General features: G+C 71.2%; 8 protein-coding genes. 1 reads left to right on the top strand and 7 read right to left on the bottom strand.

Annotation, left to right across the window (positions count from 1 at the left end; translation table 11 throughout):
• Positions 1–442: 442 nt before the first annotated feature.
• Positions 443–3247, top strand: a complete 2805-nt coding sequence (locus K1X13_RS07925; RefSeq protein WP_221024384.1) for an ATP-binding protein — start codon at positions 443–445, stop codon at positions 3245–3247.
• Here the strand turns inward: K1X13_RS07925 and K1X13_RS07920 are convergent.
• The 7 genes from K1X13_RS07920 to K1X13_RS07890 all read right to left on the bottom strand — a co-directional run bounded on the left by K1X13_RS07920 (position 3190) and on the right by K1X13_RS07890 (position 17435).
• Entirely contained in the window at positions 3190–6018 is a 2829-nt protein-coding gene (locus K1X13_RS07920) for an FAD-binding and (Fe-S)-binding domain-containing protein (RefSeq protein WP_221024383.1), read from the bottom strand. The two genes, K1X13_RS07925 and K1X13_RS07920, sit on opposite strands and share 58 nt — an antisense overlap.
• Positions 6015–7322, bottom strand: coding sequence for a hydroxyacid-oxoacid transhydrogenase (locus K1X13_RS07915; protein ID WP_221024382.1), 1308 nt, complete (start codon positions 7320–7322; stop codon positions 6015–6017). The genes K1X13_RS07920 and K1X13_RS07915 overlap by 4 nt, the downstream gene beginning before the upstream one ends.
• Positions 7319–7786, bottom strand: a complete 468-nt coding sequence (locus K1X13_RS07910) for an NUDIX hydrolase (RefSeq protein ID WP_221024381.1) — start codon at positions 7784–7786, stop codon at positions 7319–7321. Before K1X13_RS07910 ends, K1X13_RS07915 begins: the two co-directional genes overlap by 4 nt.
• A gap of 26 nt (positions 7787–7812) precedes the next feature.
• Complete coding sequence (locus K1X13_RS07905) at positions 7813–8583, bottom strand: lysophospholipid acyltransferase family protein (protein ID WP_221024380.1); 771 nt, start codon at positions 8581–8583, stop codon at positions 7813–7815.
• A 199-nt stretch (positions 8584–8782) separates the two neighbouring features.
• Entirely contained in the window at positions 8783–12670 is a 3888-nt protein-coding gene (locus K1X13_RS07900) for a DNA-directed RNA polymerase subunit beta' (RefSeq protein WP_221024379.1), read from the bottom strand.
• Between the two features lie 87 nt (positions 12671–12757).
• Positions 12758–16219 (bottom strand): DNA-directed RNA polymerase subunit beta, encoded by a 3462-nt coding sequence (gene rpoB / locus K1X13_RS07895; RefSeq protein WP_221024378.1) that lies wholly within the window; start codon positions 16217–16219, stop codon positions 12758–12760.
• A 316-nt stretch (positions 16220–16535) separates the two neighbouring features.
• Positions 16536–17435, bottom strand: coding sequence for a J domain-containing protein (locus K1X13_RS07890; protein WP_221024377.1), 900 nt, complete (start codon positions 17433–17435; stop codon positions 16536–16538).
• Positions 17436–17447 lie beyond the last annotated feature (12 nt).

Here is a 17447-nt window from a genome sequence, read left to right as displayed (position 1 = left end):
TCTTTGGTCCTGCTGGTCGTGCGCTCCGCGGCGCGGCCCGCGACCCGCATCCACGTCGAAGGCTCCCCCGCGGTCGGGCGTGTCGCCCACCCCGGAGCCCGCCACGCAACCTCGCGGCGGAAGTTCCTTCGATTGAACGCTGCGATCGCAGCCACGCGGCTCGCGGGGTCCCTGCCCGCAGCACGGGCGCGAGATCCGGTTCGGAGCACACGCGATGGCCTGGCTGTCCCAGGCACGCTGAAAAAGATTACCGGCTCGCCGTACCCGGGTCAAAACGAGGGCGGGCAGCATGCGGTATGGGCGCCGGCGGCGCTCCCGCCCGGCGGCTCTCCCGGGACCGAGCCGGGACGGGCTCCTCACCGGTACGCACAGTTCGTGTTTGTTTCAACCAATTTTACCGATATGAATGACTAACCGGGCCGGAGCGCGGAACATACTAGTCATGGGGGGGCTCATAGAAAGGGCCGCAGAGCTTGCTGCGGTCAGCGGCCTGCTGTCCGACGCGCTCGGCGGCACCGGTCGCAGCCTGACACTGTCCGGACCGGCCGGCGTCGGCAAGTCAGCGCTGGTCGGGCATGCCACCGAGCGTGCCCGGATGCTGGGCATGCGGGTGCTCACCGCCTGCCCCACCCCGGTCACGTCCCAGCTCTCCCACGCCGTCGTCCGCGACTGGCTCGCGCCGCTGGCCCGCGAGGCCTCCCCCGGGAACAAGCCCTTCGACGGTCCCGCGGCCGCACTGGGCGAGGCGCTCGCCGGGCCGGGCCTCGACCACCACCCCTGGACGCTGGCCTCCCTCGACTACGCGCTGGCCTGGCTGCTGGAGAACCTCGCCGCCGACCGCCCTGTCCTCCTCGTCGTCGACGACGTGCAGTGGGCCGACCTCGGGTCCCTCCAGCTGCTCGACCTGCTCTCGGCCCGGCTGCACCTCGGCCCGGTGGCGATGCTGCTCGGGCTGCGCACCGGCGAGCCGGTGGGCCACGCCGACGTGCTGCACCGCGTCGTCGCCCGGTCCACCTCGGTCTCCCCGCAGCCGCTGTCGGTCGTCGGTGTGGCCGCGCTGCGGGCCGACCTCGGCGACGCCTACCCCGGCACGCTGCTCTCCGCGCAGGAGGTGCACGACGCCACGGGCGGCGTGCCGTTCCTGGTCCACGAGCTCCTCCGCGAGGGCACCGCCGGCGGCACCCCGCAGACGGTGGTGGAGTCGCTGCGCCACCGGCTCGGCCGCCTCGGCGCTCCCGCCGTCCAGCTCGCGCGCACCGTCGCGGTGCTCGGTGACGAGGCCAGCTTCGACGCCGTCGCCGACCTGACCGCTCAGAGCGTCGCCGACATCGCGGACCCGCTCGAGGTGCTCGTCGACGCCGGGGTCCTGACCGTGGGCATGTGGCGCGCGTGGCCGGCGCACCCCCTGGTCCGCGAGGCCATCCTCTCCGCGCTCACGCCCTCGCAGCGATCCGATCTGCACCGCAAGGCCGCAGCGCACCTGACCTCCCTCGGGCGGCCGCGCCAGGCGGTGGCCAGCCACCTGCTGCACACGCTCCCCGACGAGGACCCGGCGGTGGTCGAGCTGCTCCGCGCGGCCGGGGAGGAGTCCCTCGACTCCGGCGTCCCCGACGTCGCGGCCGCGCAGCTGTTCCGCGCCGTCGGCGAGACCCGGCCCGAGGACACCGACCCCGGCCTCCTCGCGCTCGCCGCGTCGGCGCACCTCTCGGCCGGGCTGCGGACCGAGGCCTTCGACCTCTGGCGCCGCTCGCTGGAGCGGACCACCGGCACCGAGAAGCGCGCGAGGACGCTCGCCGACATCGGTGACCTCCAGATGACCCTGGGCGAGCGGCATGCCGCGCAGGCGTCGTACCAGGAGGCGATCGGGCTGCTCACCGGCGACCGCCACGACGCGTCCTCGCCGGCGCTGCGCAAGCTGCTGGCCCGGATGGGGATGGCCCGGGCGCTGTACGACGGGTCGGGCGCCGACCTCACGGAGGCGGTGGAGGACGCCGTACGCCAGCCCCAGGAGCGGGACACGCACGCCGACCGGCTGCTGCTCTCCTGGGCCGCCTCCGACCTCGCGGTGCGGGGGCACGACCGCGAGCGTGCCCTGGCCTTCGCGGGGCGCGCCCTGGGCGACGGGGCGCTGCTGGCCGAGGAGACCTGCGACGGCATCGGCTTCTACGTCGCCAGCGCCGTGCTCTCGTGGTCCGACGCCTACGACGAGAACCTCGCCGTGCTCGACGCCGCGCTCGAGGACAGCCGGCGCCGGGGCTCGGTGCTCGGGTTCGCCACCGCGTCGTACTGCCGCGGCTTCGTGCGCTACCGGCAGGGCCGGCTCCGTGAGGCGCTCGTGGAGTTCGAGCCGGCGCTGCAGATGCGCGCCCGGGGCTGGTCCGACTTCGCGGAGCCCGCGCTCGCCGGCGCCACGCTGACCCACCTCGCGCTCGGCCAGCACCCGGAGGCCCTCGCCCTCGAACCGCTGCTGCGGCAGGCCGCCCGGCGGGCGCAGTTCCTCAGCGCGCTGCCGATCGCGGTGGCCGGGCTGGTGCGGGCCACGCACGGGGACCACGAGCAGGCGCTCGCCGACTACGCCGAGGCCGGGCGGCTGATGGGCCCCCGCGGTGACAACGCCTCGATCGTGGAGTGGCGCGAGCTCACGGCGTGGTCGCTCATGTCGCTGGGCCGCGAGGACGAGGCTCGGGCCACCGCCGAGGAGGCCGTGCGCCTGGCGCGCCGCTGGGGTGCCCCGCGCGGTCTGGGGTTCGCGCTGCGCACGCTTGCCCAGACCACGCCCGGCGACGAGGCCGTCGGGCACCTGCGCGAGTCGCTGGCCCTGCTCGAGTCTGCGGACCTCGCCGACTACGCCGCCCGGACCGCGATCGACCTCGGCGCCCGCCTCGCGACGGAGGAGGCGAGCCGCGACGAGGGGGTCTCCCTCCTCGAGGGCGCGTTCCGATACGCCCGGGCGACGGACGTGCCGCCGCTGGCCCGCCGCGCGAGCGGGCTGCTCACCCGCCACGGCGTCCCGGTCCCCGAGGGCGGCGGGTCGCCGCTCGCCAGCCTCACCCCCGGCGAGCGGCGGGTCGTGGAGCTGGCCGCGGCCGGCTACACCAACCGCCAGATCGCCCAGTCGCTGTTCGTGACGGTCAAGGCCGTCGAGTGGCACCTGTCCAACGCCTACCGCAAGCTCGAGGTGACCCGGGCTCAGCTCCCGGACCTGCTGGCGCAGTCCCGCGGGGAGAGCAGCAGCTCGGACATGTGAACCGCGCGTACGTCGGCCAGGTCGGCCAGCTGCGTGCGGCAGGAGAACCCGTCGGCCAGGACGACCGCGTCCTCCCCCGCCGCCCGCACCGCCGGCAGCAGGGTGTGCTCGGCGACCGCGACCGAGACGTCGTAGTGCCCCTTCTCGACGCCGAAGTTGCCGGCCAGCCCGCAGCAGCCGCCGAGCCGGGTCACGGTGGCGCCGGTGCGGGCCAGCAGCCGGGCGTCGGCCTCGAAGCCGAGCACCGACGCGTGGTGGCAGTGCGGCTGCACCACCACGTGCGTGCCGGTGAGGTCCGGTGGCCGCCACCCCTCCACGGTCTCGAGCAGCTCGGCCAGCGTGTGCACACCGCTGGCCACCTCGCCCGCCCGGGGGTCCGCGGTGAGCTCGGCGGCGTCGGAGCGCAGCGCCGCGAGGCAGGACGGCTCGAGCCCGACCACCGGGATCCCGCGGGCGACGTACTCGTGCAGCACCCCGACGGTGCGGCCGACGATCCGGCGCGCCTGGTCGAGCTGGCCTGTGCTGACCCAGGTCAGCCCGCAGCACGCCCGCTCCCGCACCACGCCCACCCGGAGGCCGGCGGACTCCAGCAGGGCGACCGCGGCCATCCCCGGCTCCGAGGCAAAGTGGTCGGTGAACGAGTCGGCCCAGATCACGACGTCCGGATCCTGCCGGCGGGTCCGCTCCCCCGCCAGCGTGCGGAACGAGCGCGACGCGAAGGCGGGGATGCTGCGCCGCTGGTCGATGCCGGCCGCCCACCGGGACGCGCGTCGCACGGCCGGTGACCGCAGCGCGAGGTTGGCCAGCGGCGCCACCGGCTGGCCCAGCCGGGCCCACAGGGGCAGCCGGCCGAGCGCGTAGTGGCTGCGCGGCCGCAGCCTGCCGCGGTACCGCTGGTGCAGCGCCTCGGCCTTGTAGGTGGCCATGTCGACACCGGTGGGGCAGTCGGTGGAGCAGCCCTTGCAGGACAGGCACAGGTCGAGCGCCTCGTGCACCTCGTCCGAGCGCCAGCCGTCACGGACCAGCCGCCCGTCGACCATCTCCTGGAGCACCCGGGCCCGGCCGCGGGTGGAGTCCTTCTCGTCGCGGGTCGCCACGTAGGAGGGGCACATCACGCCCCCGGTGCCGGTGTTGTCGGCCAGGCAGCGGCCCACGCCTGTGCAGCGGTGCACCGCGTCCACCAGCGAGCCGCCGTCGTGCAGCAGCCGCAGGCTCGTCCGCGGCTCGGACAACGGGCCCGCCAGCCGCAGGTCCGCGTCGACCGGACGCGGGTCGACGAGCACCCCCGGGTTGAGCACGCCGGCCGGGTCCAGGGCCCGCTTCACCTGCCGGAACAGGTCGAGCGCGTCCTGCGAGTACATCGCGCCGAGCAGCTCCGAGCGGGCGCGGCCGTCGCCGTGCTCGCCCGACAGGGTGCCGTCGTACGACGCCACCAGCGCCGCCGCCTCCTCGAGGAAGGTCCGGAAACCACCCCGGCCGCCGGTGCTGTCGAGGCCGAAGTCGATCCGGACGTGCACGCAGCCGTCGCCGAAGTGGCCGTAGGGCACCCCGTCGTACCCGTGGGCGCGGAGCAGGTCGTCGAACGCACGCAGGTACCCCCCGAGCCGGGCCGGCGGGACCGCGGCGTCCTCCCACCCGGCATGCGCGGGCCGGTCGAGGCTGCGCGCGGCCAGGCCGGCGCCGTCCTCGCGAATCCGCCACAGCGCGAGCATCTCCTCGACGTCGGTGACCACCCGGTGCCCGGTGGCCGCGGCGTCCCGGGCCACCGCCTGCGCCCGCGCGGTGGCCTCCTCGGCGGTCTCACCGGTGACCTCGGCGAACAGCCACCCGGCGCCGCGCGGGAGCTCGGGCACGACCGCGGCACCCCGCCGGGCGCGGACCACCGAGACGATCCGCTCGTCGAGCCCCTCGCAGGCCACGAGCGGGTGGTGCAGCAGCCCGGGTACGGCGTCGGCGGCCTCGGCCATCGACGGGTAGCCGAGCACCGCCAGCGCACGGTAGGGGGCGTCGCGGACCAGCCGCACGGTCGCGCCGAGCACCACCGCGAGGGTGCCCTCGCTGCCGACGAGGAACCGGTCGAGCCGCCGACCGTTCTCGGGGAGCAGGTGCTCGAGGCTGTAGCCGGACACCTGGCGGCCGAACCGGCCGAACTCGGTGCGGACCGTGGCGAGCCCGCGGGCGACCACCTCGTCGAGCGCGGTCGCCGCGGCCGACGGGGTCGGGGCGCCGGGCCCGAGGGTCAGACGCTCGCCGGTGCCGGTCACCACGTCGAGCCCCACCACGTTGTCGACGGTGCGGCCGTAGCCCAGGGCCCGGGAGCCGCAGGCGTTGTTGCCGATCATCCCGCCGATCGTGCACCGGGTGTGCGTCGACGGGTCGGGCCCGAACCGCAGACCGTGCCCGCGGACCTGCTGCTGCAGGGTGGCGTGCACCGTCCCCGGCTCGACGACCGCGGTCGCGGCCTCGGGGTCGACGGAGACCACCCGGTTGAGGTGGCGGGCGGTGTCCACGACGATGCCGGTGCCGACCGCGTTGCCCGCGATCGACGTACCGGCTCCGCGCAGGGTGAGCGGGGTGCCGGTCGCCCGAGCCGTGGCCACCGTCGCGAGCAGCTCCTCCACGTGGAGTGGACGGACCACGACCTGCGGCACGACCCGGTACAGCGACGCGTCCGAGGAGTACATCGCCCGGGCCAGCGTCGAGTCGTCGACGTCGCCGATCCCCGCCGCGCGGAGGGCGGCCGCGACGTCGCGCGCCCCCGGTGCGCTCACCACAGGGACAGGGAGGCGCGCAGGATCTCCGCGGCGTCGTCCGCCGTCACCTCGCGCGGCGCGGTGGCGAGCAGCCGCTGCTGCTTGAGCGCGCCGTCGACGAGGTCGTCCACGTCGCCCTCGTCGTAGCCGACGGCGCCGATCCCGTTGGGGATCCCGATGTCGCGCATGAGCGCGGTGAGCACGCCGGGCAGCAGGTCCCGCGGGTCGCCGCTGCGGTCCAGGGACGGGTCGAGCAGCTCCGCGGCGCGGACGTGCCGCTCGGGCGCGGCGTCGAAGGTGAACCGGAACGCCTCGGGCGCGGTCAGCGACACCGCCATGCCGTGCGGCACCATCGGCTCGTCCGCGGGGTAGCCGTCGGGGCGGAAGTCCTTGACCCGGCCCGCGATCGGGTAGGCGCAGGCGTGCGGGATGTGCACGCCCGCGTTGCCGAAGCCCATCCCGGCGAAGGTGGCGGCGAGCGCCATGTCGCCGCGGGCGTCCGCGTCCTCGCCGTGCGCGACCGCCCGGCGGAAGGACGTCGCGAGGAGCGACATCGACTTCTCCGCCCACATGTCCGCGATCGGGTTGGCCCCGCAGTAGGGCACCCGCTGCGCGGCCTCCTTGCGCTCGTAGGAGTCGAAGGGCCGCGCCGTGTAGCTCTCCAGCGCGTGGCAGAGGATGTCCATCCCCGACGCCGCGGTCACCCCGGGCGGCTGGGTGAGCGTGAGCAGCGGGTCGACCACGGCCAGCGTGGGCCGCAGCCGCGGGTGGCTGATCCCGGTCTTGACCTTGAGCGACAACACGTCGAGCACGCAGATCGTGGTGCTCTCCGAGCCGGTCCCCGTCGTGGTCGGCACGGCGACCAGCGGGCGCAGCGCGTTCACGGGCGCGGCGCCCTTGCCGACGGGCACGTTGATGTAGTCCATCAGCTCGCCGGGGTTCGTGGCGAGCAGGTTGACCGCCTTCGCCGTGTCGATCGCCGAACCGCCACCGACCGCGACGTAGGCGTCCCAGGGACCGGTCTCGCGGGCGAACTCGATCGCCTCGCGCAGGCTGTCGTCGGTGGGCTCGACGTGGGACCCATCGAAGACCCGGGCCTCGATCCCGAACTGCGCCATCTGGTCGGCGACGCGCTGCGGGTGGCCGGTGGCCGCGACGCCGGGGTCGGTGACCACGAGCGCCCGGCGGACGTCGTACTGGGAGAGGTCGAAGCCGATCTCGTCGGAGGAGCCGGCGCCGTACTTCAGCGCGGGCGCACCGTAGGTGAACACGGTCTCCGGGTGCGTGGGGGTCGTGAGCGCGGTGCTCGCGGTACGGGTCATCGGTGCTCCTCCTCGATGAAGGTCAGGGCGTGGCGGGCGGCGCTGAGCAGGTCGAGCTCCGTCGCGCGCTCGACGGGTACCCACGCGGCGTGCTCGGTCGAGCCGTCCTCCTCGACGACGCGCGGCTCGGCGTCCCGGGAGGCCTCGGTGATCTCGGCGGCGAAGATGAGGTGGATGCCGTGGTAGTCCTCGACGAGCCCGTCGGCGCGGGCCCCGACGAAGTGCGTGGCGTGCACGTCGACGACCTGGCCGGGCTCCACGTGCAGGCCGGTCTCCTCGTACACCTCGCGGCGGAGCGCGTCGCGCGGGTCCTCGCCGTGGTCGATGCCGCCTCCGGGCAGTGTCCAGCGGCCCTCGATCCTGGTCCGCGACGACATCCGGGTCAGCAGCACCTCGCCACCGCGGGTCAGCAGGGCGTACGCCGCGACGCGTTGACGTTGCGGCGGAGCAGCATCGACAGCCATGCGGGTGAGTCTATGCGCGAGCGTCGTCACATTTTCGGGGTGGTTCTCCCGGCCCCGGGCGGCACCGCCGTCCCCGGCAGCACCTCTACCGCCCGCGCCTGCGCCACGGAGGGTGCCTGCCCGCCGAGGTGGGCGGGGTGCCACGGCGCGGTCTCTCCAGACGCCGGCTGGTGCTCTGGCCTGGCCTGCAGTCCGTCGAGCATCCGCTGCAGGGTCCGGCCGAGGTCACGGGTGCCCGCCACCACGTCGGTGCCGGCAGGGAAGTGCAGCGGCGGGCCGACGGCCACCGAGACCGGCCGGCCGCGGGTCGGGTCGAGGCGCCGGCCCACGGTCAGGATCCGCTGCGGGCCCCAGAGCGCCACCGGCAGCACGGGGACACCGGTCTCCGCGGCCAGCGCCACCGTCCCCGGCATCAGCGGTCGCACGGTGTACGACGTGCTCACCCCCGCCTCGGGGAAGATGCCGACCGCCTCGCCCTGCCTGAGCAACGAGCGCGCCCGCAGGTACGCCGCGGCCGGCGCCTGCCGGTCCACGGGGACGTGCCCCATGCCGCGCATCAGCGGGCCTGCGAGCGGGTGGTGCCACACGTCGTGGCGGGCGAGGAACCGCACCAGCCGGTCCCCGCGGCGGGCGGCCAGGCCGACCAGCAGGAAGTCGAGGAAGCTCACGTGGTTGGCGGCGAGCAGGACCGGCCCCGTCCCGGGCACGTGCTCGTCGCCCTCGAGGGTGGCCCGCAGCCCGAGAGCCCGGAACAGCAGCCGCCCGGCGCCCAGCACCGGCGGGTACACCAGGTCCACGCGCCGCTCCCCTCGTCAGTCGCTCATCGCTCATCGGTCGTCGTCCGTCGTCCGTCGTTCGCCGAGCCGGCCCGACCGGACTGCCCGGACTGCCCGGACGGACCGCACGGCTGGGCTGCGCCGGCCGGTTCACCGCAGAACGGCGTCGGCCCCGGGTCCCTGTGCGGGACCCGGGGCCGACGTCTGCAGGCTGTCGACGTCAGTTCTGGTAGGAACCGAAGTCGAAGTCGTCGAGCGCCACGGCCTGACCACCGGCGGTGTTGCCGAAGTCGTAGTCGTAGTTCTCGTAGCCGGTCACGGAGTACGCGTTCGCACGCGCCTCCTCGGTCGGCTCCACCCGGATGTTGCGGTACCGCTCGAGACCGGTTCCGGCCGGGATCAGCTTTCCGATGATCACGTTCTCCTTCAGGCCGAGCAGCGAGTCGGACTTGCCGTTGATCGCCGCGTCGGTGAGGACCCGGGTCGTCTCCTGGAAGGAGGCCGCCGACAGCCACGACTCGGTGGCCAGCGACGCCTTGGTGATACCCATCAGCACCGGACGACCCGAGGCGGGCTTGCCGCCCTCGGAGACGACGCGACGGTTCTCCTCCTCGAAGCGCACCCGGTCGACCAGGTCGGACGGGAGCAGCTTCGTGTCACCGGACTCGATGACCGTGACGCGGCGGAGCATCTGGCGCACGATGATCTCGATGTGCTTGTCGTGGATGGCCACGCCCTGGCTGCGGTACACAGCCTGGACCTCGTCCACGAGGTGCTCCTGCGCCTTGCGGACACCCAGGATGCGCAGGACCTCCTGCGGGTCCGGCGTACCCTGCGTCAGCTGCTGGCCGACCTCGACGTGGTCTCCCTCGCCGATGGTCAGGCGCGAGCGCTTGCTGACCGGGTACTCCTGGACCTCGGAGCCGTCGTCCGGGGTGACCAGCACCTTCTTGGCCTTGTCGGTCTCCTCGATGGTGACCCGACCGGCCGCCTCGGTGATCGGCGCACGGCCCTTGGGCTGACGCGCCTCGAACAGCTCGACCACACGGGGCAGACCCTGCGTGATGTCGTCGGCCGACGCCACACCACCGGTGTGGAAGGTACGCATCGTCAGCTGCGTGCCGGGCTCACCGATGGACTGCGCCGCGATGATGCCGACGGCCTCACCGATGTCGACGAGCTTGCCGGTGGCCAACGAGCGGCCGTAGCACTTGGCGCAGGTGCCGGTCTTGGCGTCACAGGTCAGCACGGAGCGGACCTTGACCTCCTCGATGCCGGCGTTCACGAGCTCGTTGATCTTGACGTCGCCCAGGTCCTCCCCGGCGGTGGCGAGGACCTCGCCGGTCTCCGGGTGGGTGACCTCGACAGCGGCCGAGCGGGCGTACGCCGCGGTCTCGGCGTTCTCCGCCTTGACCACGCGCCCGTTCTCGAGACGCTCGCCGATCTTCTTGGGCAGGCCGCGCTCGGTGCCGCAGTCGTCCTCACGGATGATGACGTCCTGCGAGACGTCCACCAGACGACGGGTCAGGTAACCCGAGTCGGCGGTACGCAGCGCGGTGTCGGCCAGACCCTTACGGGCACCGTGGCTGGCGATGAAGTACTCCAGCACCGACAGACCCTCGCGGAAGTTCGACTTGATCGGCCGCGGGATGATGTCGCCCTTCGGGTTCGCCACCAGACCACGCATGGCGGCGATCTGACGGACCTGCATCATGTTTCCGCGGGCACCCGAGTGCACCATCATGTAGATCGGGTTGCTCTTCTCGAACGTGGTCTCGAGCTCGTCGGCGACCTTGTTCGATGCCTGCGTCCAGATCTCGATGAGCTCCTGGCGACGCTCGTCGTCGGTGATCAGGCCGCGCTCGAACTGCGTCTGGACCTTCTTCGCCTGCTCCTCGAAGACCTCGAGGATCTCGGCCTTGCGCGGCGGGGTGACGACGTCCTCGATCGAGACGGTCACACCGGAGCGGGTGGCCCAGTGGAAGCCGGTGTCCTTCAGCGCGTCCAGCGCGGTGGCGACCTCGACCTTGGTGTAGCGCTCCGCGAGGTCGTTGACGATCACGCCGAGCTGCTTCTTGCCGACCTCGTAGTTCACGAAGGCGTAGTCGGCCGGAAGCGCCTCGTTGAAGAGCGCGCGACCGAGCGTGGTCTCCAGGATCAGCGGCTGACCCTGCTCCCAGCCCTCGGGCAGGGCGTAGCCGGCGGGCGGCACGATCTCGGGGAACCGGATCTTGACCTTGCTCTGCAGCGTGATCTCCGCGTGGTCGAGCGCCATGATGGCCTCGGACGTGGAGGAGAACACGCGGCCGTCGCCGGGCATCTCCCGCTCTTCGTCACGGTTCGTGAGGAAGTACAGGCCGATGATCATGTCCTGGGTCGGCATGGTCACCGGGCGGCCGTCGGACGGCTTGAGGATGTTGTTGGTCGAGAGCATCAGGATGCGAGCCTCGGCCTGGGCCTCCGCCGACAGCGGCAGGTGCACCGCCATCTGGTCACCGTCGAAGTCGGCGTTGAACGCCGAGCAGACGAGCGGGTGGATCTGGATGGCCTTGCCCTCGATCAGCTGCGGCTCGAACGCCTGGATGCCGAGACGGTGCAGGGTGGGTGCACGGTTCAGCAGCACCGGGTGCTCGGTGATGACCTCTTCGAGGACGTCCCACACGACCGGGCGGGCGCGCTCGACCATCCGCTTGGCGCTCTTGATGTTCTGCGCGTGGTTCAGGTCGACCAGGCGCTTCATCACGAACGGCTTGAACAGCTCGAGCGCCATCTGCTTGGGCAGACCGCACTGGTGCAGCTTGAGCTGCGGACCGACCACGATGACCGAACGGCCGGAGTAGTCGACGCGCTTGCCGAGCAGGTTCTGACGGAAGCGGCCCTGCTTGCCCTTGAGCATGTCGGACAGCGACTTCAGCGGCCGGTTGCCCGGACCGGTGACCGGCCGGCCACGGCGGCCGTTGTCGAACAGCGAGTCGACGGCCTCCTGGAGCATCCGCTTCTCGTTGTTCACGATGATCTCGGGGGCACCGAGGTCGAGCAGACGCTTGAGCCGGTTGTTCCGGTTGATCACGCGGCGGTACAGGTCGTTGAGGTCGGAGGTCGCGAAGCGGCCACCGTCGAGCTGCACCATCGGACGCAGGTCCGGCGGGATGACCGGGACCGCGTCGAGGACCATGCCGCGCGGGCTGTTGTTGGTCTTGCGGAACGCCTCGACCACCTTGAGCCGCTTGAGCGCGCGGACCTTGCGCTGACCCTTGCCGTTGGCGATGGTCTCGCGCAGGTTCTCCACCTCGGCGTCGAGGTCGAAGTCCTCGAGGCGCTTCTGGATCGCCGCGGCGCCCATGTGACCCTCGAAGTACTTGCCGAACCACGTCTTCATCTCGCGGTAGAGCATCTCGTCGCCCTCGAGGTCCTGGACCTTGAGGTTCTTGAAGCGGCTCCAGACCTCGTCGAGACGGTCGATCTCGCGCTGCGCACGGTCACGCAGCTGCTTCATCTCCCGCTCGGCGCCGTCCTTGACCTTGCGACGCGCGTCGGCCTTGGCACCCTCGGCCTCCAGGGCCGCGAGGTCCTCCTCGAGCTTCTTGGCGCGGTCGTCGATCGAGGTGTCGCGACGGCCCTCGAGGCGCTTGCGCTCGAGGTCCACCTTGCCCTCGAGCGAGGACAGGTCGCGGTGACGGGCGTCCTCGTCGACCGAGGTGATCATGTACGCCGCGAAGTAGATGACCTTCTCGAGGTCCTTCGGGGCGAGGTCGAGCAGGTAGCCCAGACGGCTCGGGACACCCTTGAAGTACCAGATGTGGGTCACGGGAGCGGCGAGCTCGATGTGGCCCATGCGCTCGCGACGCACCTTGGAGCGGGTCACCTCGACGCCGCAGCGCTCGCAGATGATGCCCTTGAAGCGCACGCGCTTGTACTTGCCGCAGTAGCACTCCCAGTCCCGGGTGGGACCGAAGATCTTCTCGCAGAAGAGACCGTCACGCTCGGGCTTGAGCGTGCGGTAGTTGATCGTCTCCGGCTTCTTGACCTCGCCGTGGCTCCACTGACGGATGTCGTCAGCGGTGGCCAGGCCGATCTTCAGCTGGTCGAAGAAGTTCACGTCGAGCACAGTGGCTTCTCTCTCGTAAATTTCGGTGGTTGCTATGTCTGTTGAGGGAGTCCCGGGCGTCCGCCGTACGACGGACGCCCGGGTGGCTCACACTTCTTCGACGCTGCTGGGCTCGCGGCGGGACAGGTCGATGCCGAGCTCCTCGGCCGCCCGGAAGACGTCTTCCTCGGCGTCACGCATCTCGATCGCCGAACCGTCCTGCGAGAGGACCTCGACGTTCAGGCAGAGCGACTGCATCTCCTTCACGAGAACCTTGAACGACTCGGGGATACCGGAGTCGGGGATGTTCTCGCCCTTCACGATCGCCTCGTAGACCTTGACGCGACCAGGCACGTCGTCGGACTTGATGGTGAGGAGCTCCTGGAGGGCGTAGGCGGCGCCGTACGCCTCCATCGCCCAGACCTCCATCTCACCGAAACGCTGACCACCGAACTGCGCCTTACCACCGAGCGGCTGCTGGGTGATCATCGAGTACGGCCCGGTCGAACGAGCGTGGATCTTGTCGTCGACCAGGTGGTGCAGCTTGAGGATGTACATGTAGCCGACCGACACCGGGTCCGGGAACGGCTCGCCGGAGCGACCGTCGAACAGCTGCGCCTTGCCGTTCTCCTTGACGACGCGGACGCCGTCGCGGTTGGGCAGGGTCGAGCCGAGCAGACCGACGATCTCGTCCTCGCGGGCACCGTCGAACACCGGGGTCGCGACGTTGGAGTCGGCGGGGGCCGACTCGGCGTGGATCTGGATCAGGCGCTTCTTCCAGTCCTCGTCGTCACCCTCGACCTCCCAGCCGGTCTTGGCCAGCCAGCCGAGGTGGATCTCGAGGATCTGTCCGATGTTCATACGACCGGGCACACCGAGCGGGTTCAGCACGACGTCCACCGGGGTGCCGTCCTCGAGGAACGGCATGTCCTCGACGGGCAGGATCTTCGAGATGACGCCCTTGTTGCCGTGACGGCCGGCGAGCTTGTCACCCACGGAGATCTTGCGCTTCTGCGCCACGTAGACGCGGACCAGCTGGTTCACGCCCGGGGGCAGCTCGTCGCCGTCCTCGCGGTCGAAGACCCGGACGCCGATGACGGTTCCGGACTCACCGTGCGGGACCTTCATCGAGGTGTCGCGCACCTCGCGCGCCTTCTCGCCGAAGATCGCGCGGAGCAGACGCTCCTCGGGGGTCAGCTCGGTCTCACCCTTCGGCGTCACCTTGCCGACGAGGATGTCACCGGTGGTGACCTCCGCGCCGATCCGGATGATGCCGCGCTCGTCGAGGTCGGCGAGCATCTCCTCGCTGACGTTCGGGATGTCGCGGGTGATCTCCTCCGGGCCCAGCTTGGTGTCGCGGGCGTCGACCTCGTGCTCCTCGATGTGGATCGAGGTGAGGACGTCCTGCTGCACCAGACGCTGGGAGAGGATGATCGCGTCCTCGTAGTTGTGGCCCTGCCACGGCATGAACGCGACCAGCAGGTTCGTGCCGAGAGCCATCTCGCCCTCGTCGGTGCACGGACCGTCGGCCAGCGGCGAGCCGACCTCGAGACGCTGCCCCTCCGACACCAGCGGACGCTGGTTGATGCAGGTGCCCTGGTTCGAGCGGCTGAACTTCTGCATCCGGTAGAGCTGGTAGGTCCCGTCGTCGTTCATGACCTCGACCGCGTCGGCCGAGACCGCGGTGACCACGCCGGCCTTGTCCGCGACCACGACGTCACCGGCGTCGACGGCGGCACGGAACTCCATGCCGGTGCCGACGAGCGGGGCGTCGCTCTTGATCAGCGGGACGGCCTGGCGCTGCATGTTGGAGCCCATGAGCGCACGGTTGGCGTCGTCGTGCTCGAGGAACGGGATCAGGGCGGTCGCGACCGACACCATCTGGCGCGGCGAGACGTCCATGTAGTCCACCTCGTCGCGCGGGATCACGTCGACCTCGCCGTGACGCTGGCGGACCAGGACGCGCTCCTCGGCGAACCGCTTGTCCTCGGTCAGCGGCGCGTTGGCCTGCGCGATGACGAAGCGGTCCTCCTCGTCGGCGGTCAGGTAGTCGATCTTGTCGGTGACGCGTCCCTTCTCCACCTTGCGGTAGGGCGTCTCGACGAAACCGAACGGGTTGATCCGGCCGAACGTCGACAGCGACCCGATCAGACCGATGTTCGGACCCTCGGGGGTTTCGATCGGGCACATCCGGCCGTAGTGCGACGGGTGGACGTCACGGACCTCGAAGCCCGCGCGGTCACGGGACAGACCACCGGGGCCGAGCGCGGACAGACGACGCTTGTGCGTCAGGCCCGCGATCGGGTTGGTCTGGTCCATGAACTGCGACAGCTGGGAGGTTCCGAAGAACTCCTTCAGCGCCGCCACCACGGGACGGATGTTGATGAGGCTCTGCGGGGTGATCGCCTCGACGTCCTGGGTGGTCATCCGCTCGCGGACGACGCGCTCCATGCGGGCGAGGCCCGTGCGGAGCTGGTTCTGGATCAGCTCGCCGACCGTGCGCATGCGACGGTTGCCGAAGTGGTCGATGTCGTCGGCGCGGACCTCGACGGGGCCGGCCGGCATCTCGAGCTCGTCCTTGCCGTCGTGCAGCGCGACGATGAACTTGATCGTGGCGACGATGTCGTCGATCGTCAGCGTCTGCTGGTCGAAGGCCTCGGTGGCGCCGAGCTTCTTGTTGATCTTGTAGCGACCGACCTTGGCCAGGTCGTAGCGCTTGCCGTTGAAGTAGTAGTTCTCCAGCAGCGTCTGCGCGGCCTCGCGCGTCGGGGGCTCACCCGGGCGCAGCTTGCGGTAGATGTCGAGCAGCGCGTCGTCCTGGCCCGCGGTGTGGTCCTTCTCGAGCGTGAGCATCATCGACTCGTACTCGCCGAACTCCTCGCGGATCTGCTCGTTGGTCCAGCCGAGGGCCTTGAGCAGCACCGTGACGTTCTGCTTGCGCTTGCGGTCGAGGCGGACGCCGACCATGTCGCGCTTGTCGATCTCGAACTCGAGCCACGCACCACGCGAGGGGATGACCTTCGCGGTGTAGATGTCCTTGTCCGACGTCTTGTCGGCGGTGCGCTCGAAGTACACGCCCGGGGAACGGACGAGCTGCGAGACCACCACGCGCTCGGTGCCGTTGATGATGAAGGTGCCCTTGTTGGTCATCAGGGGGAAGTCCCCCATGAAGACCGTCTGGCCCTTGATCTCACCGGTGTCGTTGTTCATGAACTCGGCCGACACGTAGAGCGGCGCGGAGTAGGTGAAGTCCTTCTCCTTGCACTCGTCGACGGAGTACTTCGGCTCGTAGAAGACGGGGTTCTCGAACGAGAGCGACATCGTGTCCGAGAAGTCCTGGATCGGGGAGATCTCCTCGAAGATCTCCTGGAGTCCGGACTTCTGGCTGACGTCCTCCCCGTTCTCGAGGCGCTGGTTGACGTTCTCCTGCCAGCGCTCGTTGCCGATCAGCCAGTCGAAGCTGTTGGTCTGCAGGGCAAGGAGCTGAGGAACCTCGAGAGGCTCATCGATCTTTGCGAAGGAGATACGGCGGGGGTTCAGGGTGTTGCTGGCGTTGCGCGAGGCGGCCAAGAGGGGTCCTTCCGAAGGCTCGCGGACTCATCTGGTGATGGCGCCGACCAACCACTGTCCAGCCACGGGCAGGCGGAGAGCATATGAGGGCAGGCGCAAAGATCGATGTTAGCCGAAGAGCGCGCAGGGCACAACCGAGCGCAGAATGCCCTCATCAGGCTCGATCACGCGGCCCGGTCGTGTCGACCGGTCCGGCGAGAGCGCACAAACGATGGCTCTGAACTGCGCAAAAGCATGAACCGATCGGAGCCCCGAGTCAAGCAGTTCCACACACCGGGCGAGCCGCCCGCCCTGCGGAAGCCTCCGGTCGGGGCCGTCAGTAGGAGGTGATCCCGTCCACCAGCCAGGTTCCGTCGACGTTCTCCATGTCCAGCTGCACCCGGTTGAGCGCGGTGGTCGGGCGGCCGTCGTTGGCCGTGCTCTTCGTTGTCTGGTTGACGAACAGCAGCACCGGCACCCGGTCCGGGTCCTGGTCACCGGTCGGCACGACCATCGTCGAGGACGCCAGCACCTGCGCCTCGACCTGCGCCTTCAGGTCCGGCGCGTTCTCCTCGACCAGCCCGAAGGTCTCGACGTAGGTCTTCTCGTAGTCGTCGGTGAGGAACCTCGCCGCCGCGTCCCGGTCGGTCTCGAGCGACTCGTAGTCGTAGGAGAGCACGGCGACCGCGGCACGCTCGGCGGCTGCCGGAGCCCGGTCGAGGGCCTCCCGGTAGTCCGCGGCCCGCTTGGCCTCGAACGCGAAGTACGCCGCCAGGCCGACCACCAGCGCGGTGATCACGGCGAGGGCGACCAGAGCCACGGTGGGCACGCCCCGCTTCTGCGTCTCCCGCTCCCCCGGCGTCCGGTCGGGCACCCGGTCCGCCGCGACCGGAGGAGCCGGCTCACGGCTCGGCTCGACCCGGTCGTCCGCGGGGTCGGCCTTCGTCAGGGTCACGGTGGCGGTCGACGCGCCCGGCACCGGTGCCGTCGGGAGGGCAGCCGGGGGTACGGCGGTCCCGCCTGACCGCGGCTCGGCGGCGGCGAGCCGTGCGTCGTACTCCGCCCGCCTCTCGGGGTCGAGGAGCACCTCGGCGGCCTCGTTGAACATCCGGAACTGGGCGGTGGAGCCGCCGGAGCCGGGCTCGAACCGCTCGGCGGCGTCGCGCCAGGCGTGCTTGACCTCGTCCCGGCTCGCGTCGGGGGCGACGCCGAGGATGTCGTACAGGGTGGGGTTCATGTCGGTGTGCAC

The organism is Nocardioides jiangsuensis (assembly GCF_019679455.1).
Lineage (GTDB): Bacteria > Actinomycetota > Actinomycetes > Propionibacteriales > Nocardioidaceae > Nocardioides_C > Nocardioides_C jiangsuensis.
This window is presented reverse-complemented; position numbering and strand designations above follow the sequence as displayed.

What these genes read in the sequence shown, in the direction of transcription:
- K1X13_RS07915 (WP_221024382.1), bottom strand. Translation starts at nt 7,322, where the DNA reads ATGACCCGTACCGCGAGCACCGCGCTCACGACCCCCACGCACCCGGAG.
- K1X13_RS07910 (WP_221024381.1), bottom strand. Translation starts at nt 7,786, where the DNA reads ATGGCTGTCGATGCTGCTCCGCCGCAACGTCAACGCGTCGCGGCGTAC.
- K1X13_RS07925 (WP_221024384.1), top strand. Translation starts at nt 443, where the DNA reads ATGGGGGGGCTCATAGAAAGGGCCGCAGAGCTTGCTGCGGTCAGCGGC.
- K1X13_RS07890 (WP_221024377.1), bottom strand. Translation starts at nt 17,435, where the DNA reads ATGAACCCCACCCTGTACGACATCCTCGGCGTCGCCCCCGACGCGAGC.